This is a genomic window from Corynebacterium nasicanis, from assembly GCF_042658165.1.
Classification (GTDB): Bacteria; Actinomycetota; Actinomycetes; order Mycobacteriales; family Mycobacteriaceae; genus Corynebacterium; species Corynebacterium nasicanis.
In genome coordinates this window covers 668504-686422 of record NZ_JBHSQE010000009.1, presented here as the reverse complement: position 1 = coordinate 686422, position 17919 = coordinate 668504, and the positions used below count along the sequence as shown (strand labels likewise).

Here is a 17919-nt window from a genome sequence, read left to right as displayed (position 1 = left end):
ATGGATGCCGGACCCGGACTGACGTTCTTTTCCGCCAGACAGGAGCGCCTCCTGTTCCAGATTGTCGGGGCAGTGAGTATTCCTCAGATCGTGGAAGAGGAGATACTCGGCAAGGCTTCCCGAGATACTCGCTTCCAGCCCGCGGCCTCGGTCCTGGGGAAGCTTCCCGACAAGCTTCTCCACGTTCTCCCGGACACCCAGACAGAGGAGTTGGGCGAGGTCATCTACCGCATCCGCGGCAAGGGGATCGAGCTACATCACCTCCCCAAGAAGGACCTGGGAGAGACGATGGTCATCGCTCATGCGGTCGTGCGTGCGGAAGCCGGCACCGACGTCATCATTCTCATCGACGAAGCCGCGGGAACACGAATCGCCCACCGGGAGTCTGCTCGGTTGGAGAGGATGAGAAGTGCGAATGGCGGATGCGGAACTCTCCGACTGTTGTCCACAATGGACATTCTCACCGTGGGCGCACACCGCGGTCTCATCGCCGACCGAGGTCACATGCGGCGGCTCTACGAACAGTTTCGCACCTTGGACGACGGTCTAGTGCACATCGACAACACCCGGCTTCTCTCGCGCGAACTCTGGGGATTCGCCTAAGCCGCCCCGCAGGGCACGCCGTGTCAGCTCCCGTTGTTCCTGATCTCCAGAAAGACCCGGAGGATCGAGTCCCAGTAGGCGTCAACAATCTCCTGTTCTCGGCTTTCCTCACTGTCTTCGAGTTGCTCCAGCAGCAGGCGAATACTGCCCCCGGCGTTGACCACGGAGATGAGCATCATTTCCGTGTCGTCGAGGAAGAAGGCACCCGGGAAAAACTCCCGGGCACGGGCCAGGCTCAGTTCCTGGATGCGGGCGAGACGGTCGGCGGTGATGACGGACATGGGTTCCCCCCTGGGTCAGCCCGCGTCGGATGCGCGGGGTCACCCTACTTAGACTGCCGCCGGACGGGAAAGGTTCCCTGGGTGTCCAGAATCAGTCGCCCAGGCGGAGAGGCGCACGGGAGACTTTGTTTCGGATCGTGCTGTGAGACGGCCCGCTCAGCCTTCCAGCGCCCCCGAGCTGCGGTCCCCGCGCAGACGCTTGATGACGTTCTCCGCGGAGATGAGGCACATGGGCACCCCCACCCCGGGCACCGTCGTGGCCCCGGCGTAGTAGAGGCCGCGGACTTTGCGGGAGGCGTTGCGCCCCCGCAGGAAGGCCGACTGCCACAGCGTGTGCGCCGGGCCGATGGACCCACCGGACCAGGCGTGGAAGCGCTCCGCGAAGTCGGCGGGGCCGAGGGTCTCCCGCACGACGAGACGCTCGGTGAGATCCGGGATGTCGGCCCACTCCCCCAGCTGCGCGAGAGCGGCGTCCGCGATGGCCTCGACCCGGGCCGAGCCTGTCCCGCGGTAGAGGGAGCCGTGCCCGAGGTCGGGGTCGGCGGCCACGGGCACGAGGAGGAAGAGGTTCTCATGGCCCGCCGGGGCGACGTCACCCTCCGTGGCGGAGGTCTTCGACACATAGATGGACCGGGAGGCAGCACCCGATTCCGGGGTGTCGAAGACCGCGTCGAAGTCCGGGGTCCAGTCGCGGGAGAAGAAGAGGTTGTGGTGGGTGAGCTCGGGCAGTTCCCCGCGCACGCCGGCCAGCACGAGCACCGTTCCCAGGCCGGGCTCCCGGCGCGCGAAGTACTTCTCCGGGTAGGTCCGCAGCTCAGGTGGGAGGAGCCGAGTTTCGGTGTGGTGGAGGTCGGCGGCGGAGACGACGAGGGGGGCGTCGATGAGCGAGCCGTCCGCCAGGCGCACCCCGGTCGCGCGACCCCCGACGGACTCGATGGCGGTCACCTCCGTGCGGAGACGGATCTCCGCCCCCTGCTCCCGGGCGAGCCTCTCCAGCGAGGCCACCACCGCTGCGAATCCGCCCAGCGGAAAACGCACGCCCTGCACGAGGTCCGTGTGGCTCATGAGGTGATAGAGCGCCGGGGTCCGCTCGGGGTGCGAGGAAAGGAACACCGCCGGGTAGGTGAGCATCTGCCGGAGCCGGTGATCGGCAAAACGCTTGTTCACGTACCCCGCCAGGCTCTGCGTGATCAAGCCCGTGAGCTTCCCCGAACGCGCCAGGGTGGAGGGCCGCAGGAAGGCCCGCGGGTCCGGGAATGTGGTGTAGAGGAAGCGGTCCACGGAAATGTCATAGGTCTCGCCCGCTGATGCCAGGTGCCGGCGCAGCCGCTCCCCCGCCCCGGCCTCCAGAGATTCCGCGAGTGCGAACACCGCCTCCCCGGAGGGCACGTCCAGCGGCGCCTCCCCCTCGGGGAACAGACGGTAGGCGGGATCCAGCGGCACCAGGTCCAGCTGCTCCTCGCTCGACGTTCCCAGCAAGCGGTAGAACTGCTCGAAGGCATCCGGCATGAGGTACCAGGAGGGGCCGGTATCGAAACGAAAACCGGCGACCTCGTGGATCCCGGCGCGCCCGCCGACAACGTCCGTACGCTCCACGACGATGACGTCATGGCCCTCCCGCCCCAGCAGGGCGGCGGTGGCCAGACCCGCGACGCCCGCCCCGATGACCACAGCCCGGCTCATCGGCCGGACCGGAGCATCGTGCGCAGCGTGATGCCCACCTTCCGGCGCCGCGGCACGCTGACGCGGCGGGTGCGGAGGTCGGCGACGGAGGCGGTGTCGAGAAGCTCGGTGAGCTCGGCGAAGAGCTCCGTGGCGGCGGCCACCCCGACACGTGCCTGCCCGGGCAGAAGCGGCAGTACCGCGCGGGCCCGCTCCAGCTCCCCCCGGATCTCCGCGATGAAGGCGGGCTTGGTCTCGGCGTCCAGCCAGGGCAGGTAGCTGCGGCCCAGCTCGCCGGAATCCTCGGCCAGATCGCGGAGGAAGTTGATCTTCTGGAACGCCGCCCCCAACGCGCGCGCCCCGTCCTCCAGCCGGGCGCGCTCGCCGGCGGGGACCGGGTGGTCGGCGAGGAACACCGCCAGGCACATGAGGCCCACCACCTCGGCGGAGCCGTAAATATAGGAGGCGAGCGATTCGCGGGTGTGCACCCGCGCCGTGAGGTCGGCGCGCATCGAGGAGAAGAACGCCTCCACGTACTCCTCCGGGATGCGGCAGCGCCGCGCGGTGAGTCCGAAGGCGTGGACGACCGGGTCCGCGGAGAAACGGCCCGTGAGGGAGGCGCGGACGGCGCGCTCGTAGGTGTCCAGCAGCGCCGCGGGCGCGGCCCCGGCCTCCGCCGCCGGGCCGTCGACGATCTCGTCGGCCACCCGCACCATGGCGTAGATGTTGCGCACGTCCCGGCGGATGGTGGGGCTGAGCAGGCGGGCGGCCAGAGAGAAGCTGGTGGAGTAACTGCCGATCACCTCACCGGCGGCCCGCTGAGCCATCCGGTCGAACCTGCGCAGGGGATCCACCTTCTCTGACATGGGTCATAAGCGTATCCCACCTCATCTGCCTACGATGGGGCGGCATGGAGCTTCTCTCACACCTGCTTCGCACCGATCCCTCCGCGCCGCGACTGACCGTGTACAACGAATCCACCGGCGCCCGCCTCGACTTCTCCGCCCTCACGCTGGACAACTGGGCCGCCAAGGTGGGCAACATGCTGCTCGAGGAGCTCGACCTCGACTCCACCTCCCGCATCGTCATCGACCTGCCCGTGAGCTGGCAGGCCGCCGCCATCGTGCTCGGGGCGCTGGCCGCCGAGGTGGAGTGGGGCTTCTCCGGCCCGGGCGATGTGGTCTTCACCTCGCCCGATTCCTTCGAGGAGTGGACGGGGCAGGGGCGCGACATCGTGCTGGTCACCGACGACCCCTTCGGCCGCGGGGTGGTCGAATCCGGGGGCCAACTGCCCGCCGGGGCCATCGACTTCGGGCCCACAGTCCGCTTCTACGGCGATGACTTCTACGGCCCGGCTCCGGCGCTGGTCGACATCGTGGTCGCCGCGGGCACCCCGGAACGCCTCCTGTCCACGGGCTGGACCACCGAAGACGGCCTGGTGGAGGCGGTACTCCAGCCCCTGTCGGCGGGCGGATCCGCCGTGGTCGTGGCCGGCATGGTCGACGCCGGGCGCCTCGACGAGATCGCCAGCGCCGAGAAGGTGACCGCGCGGCTCTGAGGGGGCCGTTCTCGCGTACCCGCCTGTGCGCGGGGCGCGTTTTTCACCTGGGGTTTCGCGGGGCGGGCGAAACACCGGGGTACGTCCGTACGCAGAGGCGGCCGCCGCGCCCCTCCCCGGTGTTATCGTGCACACATGGCAACGGTCACATTCGACAAGGTGTCCATCCGCTACCCCGGCGCTGAGCGCCCGACGGTCCAGGATCTGGACCTGGAGATCGCGGACGGCGAGTTCCTCGTGCTGGTGGGCCCCTCGGGCTGCGGCAAATCCACGACCCTGCGCGCGCTCGCCGGTCTGGAGCCGGTGGATTCGGGCCACCTGCTCATCGACGGCAAGGACGTCACCGGGGTGGAGCCGGGCGACCGGGACATCGCGATGGTGTTCCAGAACTACGCGCTCTACCCGCACCTGAGCGTGGCCAAGAACATGGGTTTCGCGCTCAAGCTGGCGAAGATGCCGTCCGCGGAGATCACCAAGCGCGTCACCGCCGCCGCCGAGATGCTCGGCCTGGAGGAATTCCTCGACCGCAAGCCCAAGGATCTCTCGGGTGGTCAGCGTCAGCGCGTGGCCATGGGACGGGCGATAGTGCGCGACCCCAAGGTCTTCCTCATGGACGAGCCGCTGTCCAACCTCGACGCGAAGCTGCGCGTGCAGACCCGCGCGGAGCTCGCCGCCCTCCAGCGCCGCCTGGGCACCACGACGGTCTACGTCACCCACGACCAGGTCGAGGCCATGACGATGGGCGACCGCGTGGCGGTGCTCAACCACGGCATCCTCCAGCAGGTGGCTCCCCCGCGGGAGCTCTACGACACCCCGGTCAACGAGTTCGTCGCCGGCTTCATCGGATCGCCGTCGATGAATCTCTTCCCCGGGGAGGGCGTCACCCTCGGGGTGCGCCCCGAGGCGATGCGCGTGGTCGCCGCCGGGCAGGCCCCGGAGGGCTGGGTCACCCGGGAGGCGAGTGTCGAGCTGGTGGAGGAGCTGGGATCGGAATCCTATGTCTACGCCAGCAGCGACGGGGTCCGCCTCGTGGCCCGGCTGGGCGAGCAGGAGGTGCCGGAGCGCGGTGCCCCGGTGACCTTCGCCTTTGACCCCGCGGCAGCGCACCGTTTCGACCCCGCCTCCGGTCAGCGACTGTGAACCCACCCCCGGCAGGGGGTGATCCACAACAAATTACGCCGCCGTTATTAGCTGGCTCACTACATTTGGGTGCAACCGAAGCTCAAGAAAGGTGATTTACAGATGAACATCGCTCTGCAGCGCCCGGGTCGTTCCCTGGCCGCCATCGCCATCGTCTCCACCGTCGTTCTCGCCGGCTGCACCAACAACGGTGACAGCGACACGACGACCACCGCCACCACCACGGACACCGCCACCACCACGACGTCGGCCTCCGCCACCGCCGAGGGCCGCGGTCCGATCACCTTCGCCATGGGCAAGAACGACACCGACAAGATCACCCCGATCATCGAGAAGTGGAACGCCGAGAACCCGGAGGAGAAGGTCACCCTCCGCGAGCTCGCCGGCGAGGCCGACGCCCAGCGTGAGACCCTCGTGCAGTCGCTGCAGGCCGGCAACTCCGACTACGACGTCATGGCTCTCGACGTCATCTGGACCGCCGACTTCGCCGCCAACCAGTGGCTCGCCCCGCTCACCGGCGACCTCGAGGTCGACACCGCCGACCTGCTGCAGTCCACCGTCGACTCCGCCACCTACAACGGCACCCTCTACGCCCTGCCGCAGAACACCAACGGCCAGCTGCTCTTCCGCAACACCGAGATCATCCCCGAGGCCCCCACCAACTGGGCCGAGCTCGAGGCCTCCTGCGCCGACATCGAGGGCGACTGCCTCACCCTGCAGCTCAAGCAGTACGAGGGCCTGACCGTCAACACCGTCGGTTTCATGGAGGGCTGGGGCGGCTCCGTCCTCTCCGAGGCCGGCGACGTCACCGTCGACTCCGACGACTCCAAGGCGGGCCTGCAGGCGCTTGTCGACGCCTACGAGAACGGCACCATCGCCTCCGCCTCCACCTCCGCCACGGAGGAGGAGACCAACCTCGCCTTCGTCGGCGGCGACACCGCCTACGCCATCAACTGGCCGTACATGTACACCAACGCGGAGGGCGAGACCTCCGAGGTGGCCGACAAGTTCGAGGTCCAGCCGCTGGTGGGCAAGGACGGTGTCGGTGTCTCCACCCTGGGTGGCTACAACAACGGCATCAACATCAACTCCGAGAACAAGCTGACGGCTCTGGACTTCATCAAGTTCATCGTCAACGAGGAGAACCAGACCTCCTTCGCCGAGGCCTCCTTCCCGCCGGTCCTGGCCTCCATCTACGAGGATGAGGCCCTCGTCGAGAAGTTCCCGTACCTCCCGGCCCTCAAGGAGTCCCTGGAGAACGCCGCCCCGCGTCCGGTCTCCCCGTTCTACCCGGCCATCTCCAAGGCCGTCCAGGACAACGCCTACGCCGCCCTGACCGCCGGCAAGTCCGTCGATGACGCGACCGCCGACATGAAGGCAGCCATCGAGCAGGCCTCCAACTAGGGCGCCCGCGAGCGTCGATAAGCAACACCACGAAGACCTGCCCCCTCGGGCGGGTCTTTTGTGGTTCTGTGGTGTGTAACACTCATCCGAAGGAGCCGCACATGAACACACGTGCCGGTCAGGCCCGCTCGGCGGCCTGGCTGATCGCCCCCGCGCTCATCGTTCTGGCCGTCGTCATCGGCTATCCGATTCTCCGCGCGATCTTCCTGTCCTTCCAGGCCGACAGGATGCTCGACCCCGCCACCGGCGTCTTCGTCGAGGGTGGCTTCGCCGGCCTCGACCACTACCTCTACTGGCTGTCCAACCGCTGCCTGTCCCCCTCGGGCACCGTGTCCACGTGCCCGCCCGGCATCCTGGCCACCGACTTTTGGCCGGCCGTGCGCATCACCCTGTTCTTCACCGTGGTCACCGTCACCCTGGAGACCATCCTGGGCATGTTCATGGCGCTGGTGATGACGCGGGAGTTCCGCGGCCGCGGCTTCGTCCGCGCCGCCGTGCTCATCCCGTGGGCCATCCCCACCGCCGTCACCGCGAAGCTGTGGCAGTTCATCTTCGCGGACCGGGGCATCATCAATTCGTTGTTCAACACGAGCATCTCGTGGACGACGGACCCCTGGGCGGCGCGCTCCGCCGTCATCATCGCGGACGTGTGGAAGACCGCCCCCTTCATGGCGCTGCTCATCCTCGCCGGGCTGCAGATGATCCCCAAGGACGTCTACGAGGCCGCGCGTGTCGACGGCGCCTCCCGCTGGCAGCAGTTCTGGCAGATCACCATGCCGCTGGTCAAGCCCGCCCTCATGGTGGCGGTGCTGTTCCGCACCCTCGACGCGCTGCGTATGTACGACCTGCCGGTCATCATGATCTCCGCGTCCTCCAACTCCCCCACCGCCACCATCTCCCAGCTGGTGGTCGAGGACATGCGGCAGAACAACTTCAACTCCGCCTCCGCCCTGTCCACGCTCATCTTCCTGCTCATCTTCGCCGTGGCGTTCATCATGATCCGCTTCCTCGGCGCGGACGTGTCCGGGCAACGCGGCGTCAAGGGTCGGAAGGTGCCGGGCCTGGCGAAACGCCAACAGGTGACCATGAAGGAAGAGGAGGTCGTGGCATGAGGCGCGCGACGCTGTGGCACTACCTGGGAGTGCTGTTCATCATGTTCTGGGGGCTGGCGCCCTTCTACTGGATGGTCATCGTCGCCCTGCGCGACAAGCGCTACACCTTCGACACCACCCCGTGGCCCACGCACGTCACCCTGCAGAACTTCCAGGAGGCCCTCGCCACGGACAAGGGCAACGACTTCCTCGGGGCGATCGGCAATTCGCTGCTCATCTCCGTCGCGACGACCTCGCTGGCCGTCCTCGTCGGCGTCTTCACCGCCTATGCCCTCGCCCGGCTCAACTTCCCCGGCAAGGGCGTGGTCACCGGCATCATCCTGGCCGCCTCCATGTTCCCGGGCATCGCGCTGGTCACCCCGCTGTTCCAGCTCTTCGGTGACCTCGGGTGGATCGGCACCTACCGGGCGATGATCATCCCCAACATCTCCTTCGCCCTGCCGCTGACCATCTACACCCTGGTCTCCTTCTTCCGGCAGCTGCCCTGGGAGCTCGAGGAGGCCGCGCGCGTCGACGGCGCCTCCCGCGGCCAGGCCTTCCGCCTCGTGCTGCTGCCGCTGGCGGCCCCGGCGCTGTTCACCACGGCGATCCTGGCGTTCATCGCCACGTGGAACGAGTTCATGCTGGCCCGTCAGCTCTCGACGACCGCCACCGAGCCCGTCACCGTGGCCATCGCCCGCTTCTCCGGGCCGAGCGCCTTCGAGTACCCCTACGCCTCCATCATGGCCGCGGGCGCGCTGGTCACCGTGCCGCTCATCATCATGGTGCTGCTCTTCCAGCGGCGCATCGTCTCGGGTCTCACGGCGGGCGGCGTGAAAGCCTGATGGAGTCGGATTCCGGGCGCGGTCAACGGCGCACCCTGCAGCACGAGACCCTGCTCGGATTCCTCGGTTTCTTCACCTTTCTGGCGCTGGTGCAGGCGGTGGCGAACCTCTTCGCTCCCGAGCCCGCCCTGTGGCCGGGGCTGCTGGCGGCGGTGTTTGTCGGGCTGACGTGGTGGGTGTGGCGGCGGGGCGCCGGCCGGAAATAACACCCCTGTAGTTTATGCCCGACTTCGAACACATGGATGACGGGTGCGGACCTCATGTCAGGGCTGCCGGATAGCTTCTGGAATGTCACCAACCCGGGTGGCCCCACGCAAGGAGCCTCAGGACATGAGCACCCCGCAGAATTTCGATCAGAACCAGTTCCCCCAGGGCCAGCCCTACCAGGCCGCGCCCGTGGAGCAGCCGAAGAAAAAGAAGAAGTGGCCGTGGATCCTCGGCATCGTCGCCGCCCTCGTCGTCTTCGGTGCCGCCACCGGCGGGGATTCCGAGGACACCCCGACCGCAGCCCAGGCCCCGGCCGCCGAGCCGGTCGCCGCTGAGGCTGAGGCAGTGGCCCCCGCCGAGCAGCCGGGCGATCTGCAGATCGGCGAAACCACCGAACTCGGCGGCATGCAGGTGACGGTGAGCAACGCCCGCTTCGCCTCGGACTACTTCGACAGTTACGTCTGCGTCGACGTGGACCTGACCAACGTCGCCGACACTAAGAAGCACTTCAGCCAGTTCGACTTCGAGCTGGAGAAGCCCAACGGCGTCGTCGCCGACACCACCTTCACCGGCCTGGACATCAGGAACCTGGAAACCGCCGAGCTCAACCCTGGGGGCAACACCAACGGAACCGTCTGCTTCGACGGCGACAACACCCCGGGCGAGTACAAGGCGCTCTACAAGGGCGGCTTCTTCGACACCCCCGTCAGCTGGAGCGTGACACTCTAACCGACGAACAAAGCGCTTACTCATTGCCACGTGCTGAGTAATAGGCCAGGCCCCGCCTCAGCAGTCACGAGGCGGGGCCTGACCTGACATTGCACCCTATGAGTCGTCTTCGGTCGATTCACTGGAAAGGCTGGACGAGCTCGAACCATTCTCTGTCAGGCAAGCATCACCGATAATGCCCAGTGCCAATGCACCGGCAGCAATCAGACCAAGCCGCTCCAGGCTGCCGTCAGCAGTGAAACGCTCGATCTCTACCGCCAGCCGGGGGTCCAGCACTCCCATCCGCCGCTGGAGCTGGGTGTTGGCCTCCTGCATGGAATCTCGCAGAGAGTTCACCATCGGCGTCAGGCCCGGGATGTTCACCTGGGTCGCCAGTCCAAGGGGAAGCAGGATCGCCAACGGTACGCCTACGGCGGCCGCCGTTTACACGCAACGGTCACTCGACGATCCCTCACCGGGGAGGAGCGGAACATCCGCCGCCGTCAGGATCACCGACAGCCCGTCCAGTACCAGGGCTTCCTCAGCGTAGTGAGACCACGTAACACTCTCGTCGGCTCGCGGGGCTGCCCACACCTCGAGTGGGATCACGCCTTCCGGAAACGCGCGGTTCATCCACTGCGGAACAGTAAGGTGGACAACTCCTTCCCCGTCAACGTACCCCTCGATTTTCTCAATCTGCACTGCGCCTGGATCCTTGTGCAGTTCCCACTGGGTGTCGTAATCAGCATCGCTCAGCGCCGCGCGCACTGACAATCGTCCGAAGTCCTCCGCCCCGACGACGCCCTGACTACCGATGGTGAACGGCGTCGGGTGCGACAACCCGTCTGCGTCATGAACCGCTGGAGCCATGCCGCTAACGAGCTGGAAGGCCCCACACCCCTCCGTCATGGCAGTAGTGGGTCGGAACGTGGCATCAAGGTGGAGCTGTGGAACCTCAACGTTGCTGAGTACGTCCAGTGCCGCGACTGCACCACCCTGCGGAAGACCGTTGAAGTCTGTCACGTCAAAGCCGATCCTGTCACCGTACAGAAAATAATTCGTCGTCGCCGTGACTTCCCTGTCCTGGCCGTCCACCTGCACAATCTTCCCTGGATCGACATTGTTGGTAGCCGTAGGGCCGGGGCTCGGGAAAGTGAGGGTGCCAGACTCCATCCAGACCCGATCCGGGTCCGCCACGATCCAGGGATTGTCATGGTAATCGAGGGAATCTCTGACGCCGACTCGGTCAACACCAAAGCGGTAACCAGCGGCCGGCACGGACAGGCTGTCCTCCAATTCGGCAGTTCCACGAACATGGCACCCCTCGGCGGCGATCTCCCCACTGACAGCTTGCGGGGCAACCACTATGCCCGCTGACAGAGCAAGAACGAGGCTCGAGACAATTACTGGCGACTTCTTCATGGCAATGTCCTTGGAATTGACTGATACCGACCTGCCTATTTTAAGATGACGCAGTATCTAAATACATTCCAAAGAATGTAATCCCCCCTATTTGGAACATTGTCCCCCCAAGAAAAGCATCGAATACCCTCGCATTCTTCGACATCCTCGTCAGTCGGAGCGTGACGCTCTAGCCAGTAGCCGCCGCCACCCGATCCGCAGCGCCGAATGCGGCAGCGCCACGCATTCCCGCAGCGCCGCCACCACCAGGTCGCGGCGCTGCGTCGGCGCACCCACCACGCGCACGGGAATCCCCAGGTGCCAGGCCCACAGACGGGTGCGCAGCACGTGGAAGTCGGAGGTGACCACGGTCCAGCGTTCCACCCCGGGAAGGAGGGCGTGGGCGTTCTCGAGGTTCTCGTTGGTGGAGCGGGCGTAGGGCTCCCGCACCACCTGGCCCGGATCGACCCCGTGCTCGGCGAGCCAGTCGGCCATGGCGGCGGCCTCCCCGTCGCCGGAGACGACGACGGGGAGGGAGGGGGCGTCGATAAGCGGGAGGGCGGCGCGCAGCCGGTCGACGAGAATGCGGCTGGGGTAGCCGTGCAGCGTGCGCGCGCCGAGGATGAGGATCACGGCGCTTCGTTCACCCGGAAGAGGTGCTCGTTGGCGAACTCGTCGACGCCCCACTGGCCCAGCTCGCGGCCGTAGCCGGAGCGCCCGATGCCGCCGAAGGGCTGCCCGGGCCCGCCGCCGCCGGCCTCGTTGATCCAGGTCATACCGGCTTCGATGCGGGAGGCAACGGCGCGGGCCTGCTCCAGGTCAGAGCCGTAGACGTAGCTGCCGAGGCCGTAGTCGGTGTCGTTGGCGATGGCGACGGCGTCCTCCACGTCCGCCGCCCGGTAGAGCAGCGCGACGGGGCCGAAGATCTCGTTGCGGCCGATGTCGGCGCGCGGGTTGACGTCGGTGAGCAGCGCCGGCTCCAGATACGCGCCCGCGCGGTCGAGGGCGCGCCCACCGACGACGAGCGTCGCGTCGCCGTTGCGCACCGCGTCCTCGATGCGTTCGGCGATCTCATCGCGCGCGCTTATCGACGACAGCGGCCCCACCTTGGCCTCCTCCTCATCCCACGGCCCGACCTGGAGGCCGCCGATCTTGTCGGTGAGGTACTCCAGCGCGCGGTCATAGAACTCGTCGAGGACGATGAGCCGCTTCGGCGCGGTGCAGGACTGCCCGGCGTTGGACATGCGGGACCCGACATAGCGACGCAGCACCTGGTCGAGGTTGTGGTCGTCGAGCACCACGAAGGGGTCGTTGCCGCCGAGCTCGAGGAGGGACTTCTTGTAGTGCTCGCCGGCGGTCTTCGCCACGGCCGAACCGGCGTCCTCGGAGCCGGTGAGCGACACGGCCGCCACCCGCTGGTCCGCGATGAACGCATCCATCTGGGATCCGGAGGCGTAGATGTTCTGGAACACGCCCTCCGGCAGCCCGGCCTCCTCCAGGATGTCCTGGCACGCCTGCGAGGACAGCGGGCAGAGCGAGGCGTGCTTGAGCACCAGCGCGTTGCCCACCAGCAGGTTCGGCGCCGCCCAGCGGGCGACCTGATAGTAGGGGTAGTTCCACGGCATGATGCCCAGCACGGTACCCAGCGGGTCCTTGCGCACGAAGGTCCGCAGGGCGCCGTCGGCCGGCAGCTCCTTGTCAGCGAGCAGCTCGTGGGCGTGGTCGGCGTACCACTCGTAAATCTTCACCACCGTGCCCAGCTCCCCCACCGCCTGGCGGCGCAGCTTGCCCATCTCCCGGCCGATGAGCGCGGCGAGCTCGTCGGTGCGCTCCCGGTAGATCTCGGCTGTGCGGCGCAGAATCTGCGCGCGCTCGTCGATGGTGGTGGACCGCCACGTGCGCTGCGCGGCGGTGGCGCGGTCGAGGATGGCGTCGCGCTCGGAATCGTCGATGCGCGTGAACGTCTCCTCGGAGCGGCCGGTGCTGGGGTTCTCCAGAGCGAAAATAGTCATGCCCCCTGCATACCTGAAGGACTAACCCTCGAGCAGGCTCCGGCGCAGACGCTCGTCCTTGGCCTCCACCTCGGCGGCCATGGTCTGCTGGTAGGCGGCCATCTTCTCGACGAGCACCGGGTCACCGGCCCCGAGAATCCGCACCGCCAGCAGGCCGGCGTTCTTCGCTCCGCCGATGGAGACGGTCGCCACGGGCACGCCGGCGGGCATCTGCACGATGGACAGCAGCGAGTCCATGCCGTCGAGATCCGCCAGCGCACGCGGCACGCCGATGACCGGCAGCGGCGTCGCGGCGGCGACCATGCCCGGCAGGTGGGCGGCACCGCCGGCGCAGGCGATGATGGCCTTGAGCCCGCGCTCGTGGGCCGACTTGGCGTAGCTGAGCATGCGCTCCGGGGTGCGGTGCGCGGACATGACGCCCACCTCGAAGGGGACGCCGAACTCGGCGAGCGCCTCGGCTGCGGGGGAGATGGTGGGCCAGTCCGAATCCGAGCCCATGATGATGCCGACAAGCGGGGACATGATTTCTCCTTAAGAGAGGTAGCCGTCCGCCCAGCGGGCGGTGACGAGGTAGTGGGCGGCCAGACGAGCTTCTCGACGCACGCGCTCGACATCGTCACCCGCGAGGTTGACGTGGCCGATCTTCCGACCTGCGCGCCAGGTCTTGCCGTACATGTGGATCTTGGCCTCCGGGAACCGGGCGTGGACATCGAGCATGCGCTCGGCCATGGGCTTCTCCGGGTCGGTGTCGCCGCCCAGGACATTGGCCATGACGGTGACCGGCGCGGTCTGGCGCACCGAACCCAGCGGCCAGTCGAGGACCGCGCGCAGGTGCTGCTCGAACTGGCTGGTCACGCACCCCGCCTGCGTCCAGTGGCCGGTGTTGTGGGGGCGCATGGCCAGCTCGTTGACCGCGATGGTGGGCTGCCCGTTGCCGTCCCGGAACTCGAAGAGCTCGACGGCCAGCACGCCGGTGACCCCGAGCTCCTCGGCGATGGTGACGGCCAGCTGCCGGGCGCGTTCCGCCAGCTCCGGGGACAGGTCGGGGGCGGGGGCGACGGCCTCGGTGCAGATGCCGTTCTTCTGCACGGACTCCACGACCGGCCACGGCACGACCTCACCGGAAGGGCGGCGGGCGACCATGGCGGACAGTTCGCGGACGAGGTCCACCTTCTTCTCTGCCATGAGGGGCGTGCCGGCGTCGAGAAGCTCCTGTACGAGAGAGTCGAGCTCGGCGGGCTCGGGGAACCACACGCCGTGCCCGTCGTAGCCGCCGCGGCGGGCCTTGAGGCAGACAGCGCCGTCGACGGCGGCGGAGAAGCCGCGGGCGTCCTCGACCGACTCGATGGCGGCGAAGGGCGGGACCGGGGCCCCGATCTCGCGCAGCTTCTTGCGCATGAGCAGCTTGTCCTGGGCGTTGACCAGGGCATCGGGCCCGGGCTGGACGTTGACGCCCTCGGCGATGAGCTGGTGGAGGTGCTCGGTGGGCACGTGCTCATGGTCGAAGGTCATGACGTCCGCGCCCGCGACGGCGACGCGCAGATCGTCGAGGTCGGTGTAGTCACCGAGGACCACATCCGCCGCGACCTGGGCGGCGGAGGAGTCGGGCGTCCCGGCGAGAAGGCGGATCGACTGGCCGAGCTCGATCGCCTCCGTCTGCATCATGCGGGCCAGCTGCCCGTCACCGATGACGGCGACGACCGGCATACCGGGGACGTGGGCGTTCGGGTTACCTGCGGGTTCAGTCACGGCCTTCACTATAGTCAGCGCGCCCGCATTCCCAGAAGTGTCCGGGGGCGGATCGCCCGCCGGGCTGACCTCAAGGCAAGATTTCAGTCCCGTCCTGGGCTTTCGCGGAACCGATGTCAGCCCGCCGGGCGCCGACCTACCAGTAGCGCACCGGCGCCGGCGGCAGGGATTCCTCGATGAGGGCGGTGACCTTCTTGGCGCGGGGGACGTCCGGGAAGTACAGCGGCCGCTCGTAGCCGACGATGGCCAGGTAGATCCCGTTGCGGCGGCGCTGCACGGAGCGGATGTCCCGGAAGGGGATGGAGTCGGTGCGGGCCCGCATCTCCCCGGCGCGGACGACCAGGCGCTGGTCGGTGACCACGAGGCGGCGGCGGCGTGATTTCAGCAGCGGCCAGACGAAGCGCCAGAAGGCCAGCACCAACCACACCAGCACCACGGTGTTGCGCACCTGCGGGTCCACGACGGAGCCGGGCTGGTCGAGCCAGCCGATGAGCATCCAGCTCAGGCCCGTGACCAGGATCAGTTCCAGGGTGGGGAAGGTGAGTGTGTGCAGCGGCGACGTGAGGTCGGCGCGCACCACTTCTCCCCTGACAGGTCGGAACAGTCCCATGCGTGCGGATCCTACCCGGGCTGTCTAATAGGAGGTGTCGGTGCGTCGCAGATGGGTGACGTCGCCGGCGGCGATGAGGTGACGCTCGCCGGTGTCGGTGAGCAGATCGATGCGGCCGTCGGGGGCGACGTCGGTGACGGTGCCGTGGAGGTCGCCGGTGGCGGTCTCCACGCGGACGGGGCGGCCGATGGTGATGCACTCGCGGCGGTAGTCGTCCATGAGGGTGCGGTCGCCGCGGGACCACTGCTCCAGGCGACTCCGCAGGGAGGTGAGCACGGCCACCGTCATGTCCTCGGCGGTGACGGCGACCCCTTCCAGCGCCAGGGAGGTGGCGTGCGCGACGGGCAGCTGTTCCCGGGTGAGGGAGACGTTGACGCCCAGGCCGAGGACCACGCGCGGGTCCTCGGGGAAGCCCGCGGCCTCGGCGAGGATCCCGCACAGCTTGCGTCCCTGCCACAGGACGTCGTTGGGCCATTTCAGTTCCGGGCCCTGCCCGGCCCCAACCCCGGAGACGGCGCGCGCCGCGTCGAGCACGGCCAGCCCGGCGGCCAGCGGGATGGTGCCCAGCTGATCCATCTCCGCCGGGGAGGGCCGCAGCAGCACGGACATGATGGACTGGGTGCCCGGCGGGGAGGCCCAGGGGCGCCCCAGGCGACCGCGCCCGGAGCTCTGGGCACCGGCTATGAGCACGGTGTAGGCGGGGGCGGTGGTGTCGGCGAGCAGGTCGGCGTTGGTGGATCCGGTGGTGTCGACCCAGCGGACGGCGGCATATCCGGGGAGGCGGGAGGCGAAGGAATTCACGCGTCACAGCCTATCCCCCGCCACACCAGTCACTTCCGACACGCCGATGTTTTGCCGAAAAAACTACCACCACCTGCATAAATGCCTATAGTGACGCGCATCACACCACTTTCGTTATGGAAACTAGCGGCAAAGGGGTCTAGACTCCCCAAACATGACCATTTCCTCACCTTTGACGGACCTGACTGAGCTGACCGACGTCACCACCACCGCCGGCAAGATCGCCGACCTGAAGCGTCGCCGTGCCGAGGCCACCTACCCGATGGGTGAGAAGGCCGTTGAGCGCGTCCACTCCCAGGAGCGCCTCACCGCGCGTGAGCGCCTCGATTACCTCCTCGACGAGGGTTCCTTCGTCGAGACCGACATGCTGGCCAAGCACCGCACGACCGACTTCGGCATGGGCAAGAAGCGCCCGACCACCGACGGCATCGTCACCGGCTGGGGCACCATCGACGGCCGCGAGGTATGCATCTTCTCCCAGGACGGCACCGTCTTCGGTGGCGCCCTCGGCGAGGTCTACGGCGAGAAGATGATCAAGATCATGGATCTGGCCGTCACCACCGGCCGCCCGCTCATCGGCCTCTACGAGGGCGCCGGCGCGCGTATCCAGGACGGCGCGGTCTCCCTCGACCAGATCGCCCGCACCTTCTACCAGAACATCCACGCCTCCGGCGTCGTGCCGCAGATCTCCGTGATCATGGGCGCCTGCGCCGGCGGCAACGCCTACTCCCCGGCGCTGACCGACTTCGTCGTCATGGTCGACCAGTCCTCGAAGATGTTCGTGACCGGCCCCGACGTCATCAAGACCGTCACCGGCGAGGAGATCACCCAGGAGGAGCTCGGCGGCGCCTCCACCCACATGACCACCGCGGGCAACTCCCACTTCACCGCGAAGACCGACGAGGAGGCCCTCGACTGGGTGCACGACCTCGTGGGCTTCCTGCCCTCCAACAACCGCACCGTCGCCCCCTACGAGGAGTTCTCCGCCGACCAGGGCTCCGTCGGTGACAACATCACCGCCGACGACCTCAAGCTCGACGGCATCATCCCGGACTCCCCGACCCAGCCCTACGACGTCCGCGAGGTCATCGAGTGCCTCACCGACGACGGTGAGTACCTGGAGATCCAGGCCGAGCGCGCCGAGAACGTCGTCATCGCCTTCGGCCGCATCGAGGGCCAGTCCGTCGGCTTCGTCGCCAACCAGCCCGCCGTCTACGCCGGCTGCCTGGACATCGACTCCTCCGAGAAGGCCGCCCGCTTCATCCGCACCTGCGACGCCTTCAACATCCCCATCGTGCTGCTTGTCGACGTCCCCGGCTTCCTGCCCGGCGCCGGCCAGGAGTACGGCGGCATCCTCCGCCGCGGCGCCAAGCTGCTCTACGCCTACGGCGAGGCCACCGTCCCGAAGATCACCGTCACCATGCGCAAGGCCTACGGCGGCGCGTACTGCGTCATGGGCTCCAAGGGCTTGGGCGCCGACGTCAACCTGGCGTGGCCGACCGCCCAGATCGCCGTCATGGGTGCCGCCGGCGCCGTGGGCTTCATCTACCGCAAGGAGCTCAAGGAGGCCGAGACCAAGGGCCTCGACGTGGTCGAGCTGGCCAAGTCCTTCGAGCGCGAGTACGAGGACCACATGCTCAACCCGTACAAGGCCGCCGAGCGCGGGCTCATCGACGCGGTCATCCTGCCCTCGGAGACCCGCGGCATGATCGCCCGTAACCTGCGCCTGTACAAGGACAAGAACGTGTCCCGCCCGGCCCGTAAGCACGGCAACATCCCGCTGTAAACCGGTGTTTCCCGCCCCGCCCGTGGCTCGTCTTCGCGGGCGGGGCGTCGCCGTCTAGACT

20 protein-coding genes are annotated in these 17919 nt (G+C 67.8%); 9 read left to right on the top strand and 11 right to left on the bottom strand.

Going from position 1 to position 17919, the window contains the following annotated elements:
- Entirely contained in the window at nucleotides 1-603 is a 603-nt protein-coding gene (locus ACFPUZ_RS12130; protein WP_377002159.1) for a PIN domain-containing protein, read from the top strand.
- Between the two features lie 23 nt (nucleotides 604-626).
- On the opposite strand, the gene ACFPUZ_RS12125 is transcribed toward ACFPUZ_RS12130, so the two are convergent.
- The 3 genes from ACFPUZ_RS12125 to ACFPUZ_RS12115 all read right to left on the bottom strand — a co-directional run bounded on the left by ACFPUZ_RS12125 (nucleotide 627) and on the right by ACFPUZ_RS12115 (nucleotide 3412).
- Nucleotides 627-884 (bottom strand): hypothetical protein, encoded by a 258-nt coding sequence (locus tag ACFPUZ_RS12125; protein WP_377002158.1) that lies wholly within the window; start codon nucleotides 882-884, stop codon nucleotides 627-629.
- 156 nt (nucleotides 885-1040) lie between these two features.
- Nucleotides 1041-2567 (bottom strand): phytoene desaturase family protein, encoded by a 1527-nt coding sequence (crtI, locus tag ACFPUZ_RS12120; RefSeq protein ID WP_377002157.1) that lies wholly within the window; start codon nucleotides 2565-2567, stop codon nucleotides 1041-1043.
- Nucleotides 2564-3412 (bottom strand): phytoene/squalene synthase family protein, encoded by an 849-nt coding sequence (locus ACFPUZ_RS12115; RefSeq protein WP_377002156.1) that lies wholly within the window; start codon nucleotides 3410-3412, stop codon nucleotides 2564-2566. Before ACFPUZ_RS12115 ends, crtI begins: the two co-directional genes overlap by 4 nt.
- A gap of 44 nt (nucleotides 3413-3456) precedes the next feature.
- On the opposite strand from ACFPUZ_RS12115, the gene ACFPUZ_RS12110 reads away from it, so the two are divergent.
- The 7 genes from ACFPUZ_RS12110 (at nucleotide 3457) to ACFPUZ_RS12080 (ending at nucleotide 9520) form a co-directional block, all read left to right on the top strand.
- Nucleotides 3457-4104, top strand: a complete 648-nt coding sequence (locus ACFPUZ_RS12110; protein WP_377002155.1) for a TIGR03089 family protein — start codon at nucleotides 3457-3459, stop codon at nucleotides 4102-4104.
- A 135-nt stretch (nucleotides 4105-4239) separates the two neighbouring features.
- A complete protein-coding gene (locus tag ACFPUZ_RS12105; RefSeq protein WP_377002154.1) occupies nucleotides 4240-5244 on the top strand; it encodes an ABC transporter ATP-binding protein in 1005 nt (334 codons plus the stop codon).
- 102 nt (nucleotides 5245-5346) lie between these two features.
- Nucleotides 5347-6648 (top strand): ABC transporter substrate-binding protein, encoded by a 1302-nt coding sequence (locus ACFPUZ_RS12100; protein WP_377002153.1) that lies wholly within the window; start codon nucleotides 5347-5349, stop codon nucleotides 6646-6648.
- A gap of 101 nt (nucleotides 6649-6749) precedes the next feature.
- The gene (locus ACFPUZ_RS12095; RefSeq protein WP_377002152.1) at nucleotides 6750-7760 is read left to right on the top strand and encodes a carbohydrate ABC transporter permease; all 1011 of its coding nucleotides are present in this window, start codon (nucleotides 6750-6752) and stop codon (nucleotides 7758-7760) included.
- Nucleotides 7757-8584, top strand: coding sequence for a carbohydrate ABC transporter permease (locus ACFPUZ_RS12090; RefSeq protein ID WP_377002151.1), 828 nt, complete (start codon nucleotides 7757-7759; stop codon nucleotides 8582-8584). The genes ACFPUZ_RS12095 and ACFPUZ_RS12090 overlap by 4 nt, the downstream gene beginning before the upstream one ends.
- Nucleotides 8584-8790: a hypothetical protein gene (locus ACFPUZ_RS12085; protein ID WP_377002150.1), complete on the top strand. Its 207-nt coding sequence runs from the start codon at nucleotides 8584-8586 to the stop codon at nucleotides 8788-8790. Before ACFPUZ_RS12090 ends, ACFPUZ_RS12085 begins: the two co-directional genes overlap by 1 nt.
- 124 nt (nucleotides 8791-8914) lie before the next feature.
- Nucleotides 8915-9520, top strand: a complete 606-nt coding sequence (locus ACFPUZ_RS12080; RefSeq protein WP_377002149.1) for a DUF4352 domain-containing protein — start codon at nucleotides 8915-8917, stop codon at nucleotides 9518-9520.
- A gap of 96 nt (nucleotides 9521-9616) precedes the next feature.
- Here ACFPUZ_RS12080 and ACFPUZ_RS12075 read toward each other — a convergent pair whose 3' ends face one another.
- The 8 genes from ACFPUZ_RS12075 to ACFPUZ_RS12040 all read right to left on the bottom strand — a co-directional run bounded on the left by ACFPUZ_RS12075 (nucleotide 9617) and on the right by ACFPUZ_RS12040 (nucleotide 16072).
- Nucleotides 9617-9919 (bottom strand): hypothetical protein, encoded by a 303-nt coding sequence (locus ACFPUZ_RS12075; RefSeq protein ID WP_377002148.1) that lies wholly within the window; start codon nucleotides 9917-9919, stop codon nucleotides 9617-9619.
- Between the two features lie 24 nt (nucleotides 9920-9943).
- Entirely contained in the window at nucleotides 9944-10921 is a 978-nt protein-coding gene (locus tag ACFPUZ_RS12070; RefSeq protein ID WP_377002147.1) for a hypothetical protein, read from the bottom strand.
- A 150-nt stretch (nucleotides 10922-11071) separates the two neighbouring features.
- On the bottom strand, nucleotides 11072-11530 hold the full coding sequence (locus ACFPUZ_RS12065) for a YdcF family protein (RefSeq protein ID WP_377002271.1): 459 nt from the start codon (nucleotides 11528-11530) through the stop codon (nucleotides 11072-11074).
- Entirely contained in the window at nucleotides 11530-12912 is a 1383-nt protein-coding gene (locus tag ACFPUZ_RS12060) for an aldehyde dehydrogenase family protein (protein WP_377002146.1), read from the bottom strand. Before ACFPUZ_RS12060 ends, ACFPUZ_RS12065 begins: the two co-directional genes overlap by 1 nt.
- A gap of 21 nt (nucleotides 12913-12933) precedes the next feature.
- Nucleotides 12934-13434 (bottom strand): 5-(carboxyamino)imidazole ribonucleotide mutase, encoded by a 501-nt coding sequence (gene purE / locus ACFPUZ_RS12055; protein WP_377002145.1) that lies wholly within the window; start codon nucleotides 13432-13434, stop codon nucleotides 12934-12936.
- A gap of 9 nt (nucleotides 13435-13443) precedes the next feature.
- The gene (locus ACFPUZ_RS12050) at nucleotides 13444-14661 is read right to left on the bottom strand and encodes a 5-(carboxyamino)imidazole ribonucleotide synthase (protein WP_377002144.1); all 1218 of its coding nucleotides are present in this window, start codon (nucleotides 14659-14661) and stop codon (nucleotides 13444-13446) included.
- Nucleotides 14662-14797: 136 nt separating this feature from the next.
- Nucleotides 14798-15271, bottom strand: coding sequence for a YdbT family protein (locus ACFPUZ_RS12045; RefSeq protein WP_377002143.1), 474 nt, complete (start codon nucleotides 15269-15271; stop codon nucleotides 14798-14800).
- 24 nt (nucleotides 15272-15295) lie between these two features.
- Complete coding sequence (locus ACFPUZ_RS12040; protein WP_377002142.1) at nucleotides 15296-16072, bottom strand: biotin--[acetyl-CoA-carboxylase] ligase; 777 nt, start codon at nucleotides 16070-16072, stop codon at nucleotides 15296-15298.
- Nucleotides 16073-16226: 154 nt separating this feature from the next.
- Here ACFPUZ_RS12040 and ACFPUZ_RS12035 point away from each other — a divergent pair, with 154 nt between their 5' ends.
- Nucleotides 16227-17858, top strand: a complete 1632-nt coding sequence (locus ACFPUZ_RS12035) for an acyl-CoA carboxylase subunit beta (protein ID WP_377002141.1) — start codon at nucleotides 16227-16229, stop codon at nucleotides 17856-17858.
- The last annotated feature ends 61 nt before the right edge of the window (nucleotides 17859-17919 follow it).

Coding starts and splice junctions, on each gene's coding strand:
- ACFPUZ_RS12130 (WP_377002159.1), top strand. CDS start 1: ATGGATGCCGGACCCGGACTGACGTTCTTTTCCGCCAGACAGGAGCGC.
- ACFPUZ_RS12125 (WP_377002158.1), bottom strand. CDS start 884: ATGTCCGTCATCACCGCCGACCGTCTCGCCCGCATCCAGGAACTGAGC.
- crtI (WP_377002157.1), bottom strand. CDS start 2,567: ATGAGCCGGGCTGTGGTCATCGGGGCGGGCGTCGCGGGTCTGGCCACC.
- ACFPUZ_RS12115 (WP_377002156.1), bottom strand. CDS start 3,412: ATGTCAGAGAAGGTGGATCCCCTGCGCAGGTTCGACCGGATGGCTCAG.
- ACFPUZ_RS12110 (WP_377002155.1), top strand. CDS start 3,457: ATGGAGCTTCTCTCACACCTGCTTCGCACCGATCCCTCCGCGCCGCGA.
- ACFPUZ_RS12105 (WP_377002154.1), top strand. CDS start 4,240: ATGGCAACGGTCACATTCGACAAGGTGTCCATCCGCTACCCCGGCGCT.
- ACFPUZ_RS12100 (WP_377002153.1), top strand. CDS start 5,347: ATGAACATCGCTCTGCAGCGCCCGGGTCGTTCCCTGGCCGCCATCGCC.
- ACFPUZ_RS12095 (WP_377002152.1), top strand. CDS start 6,750: ATGAACACACGTGCCGGTCAGGCCCGCTCGGCGGCCTGGCTGATCGCC.
- ACFPUZ_RS12090 (WP_377002151.1), top strand. CDS start 7,757: ATGAGGCGCGCGACGCTGTGGCACTACCTGGGAGTGCTGTTCATCATG.
- ACFPUZ_RS12085 (WP_377002150.1), top strand. CDS start 8,584: ATGGAGTCGGATTCCGGGCGCGGTCAACGGCGCACCCTGCAGCACGAG.
- ACFPUZ_RS12080 (WP_377002149.1), top strand. CDS start 8,915: ATGAGCACCCCGCAGAATTTCGATCAGAACCAGTTCCCCCAGGGCCAG.
- ACFPUZ_RS12070 (WP_377002147.1), bottom strand. CDS start 10,921: ATGAAGAAGTCGCCAGTAATTGTCTCGAGCCTCGTTCTTGCTCTGTCA.
- ACFPUZ_RS12060 (WP_377002146.1), bottom strand. CDS start 12,912: ATGACTATTTTCGCTCTGGAGAACCCCAGCACCGGCCGCTCCGAGGAG.
- purE (WP_377002145.1), bottom strand. CDS start 13,434: ATGTCCCCGCTTGTCGGCATCATCATGGGCTCGGATTCGGACTGGCCC.
- ACFPUZ_RS12045 (WP_377002143.1), bottom strand. CDS start 15,271: ATGGGACTGTTCCGACCTGTCAGGGGAGAAGTGGTGCGCGCCGACCTC.
- ACFPUZ_RS12035 (WP_377002141.1), top strand. CDS start 16,227: ATGACCATTTCCTCACCTTTGACGGACCTGACTGAGCTGACCGACGTC.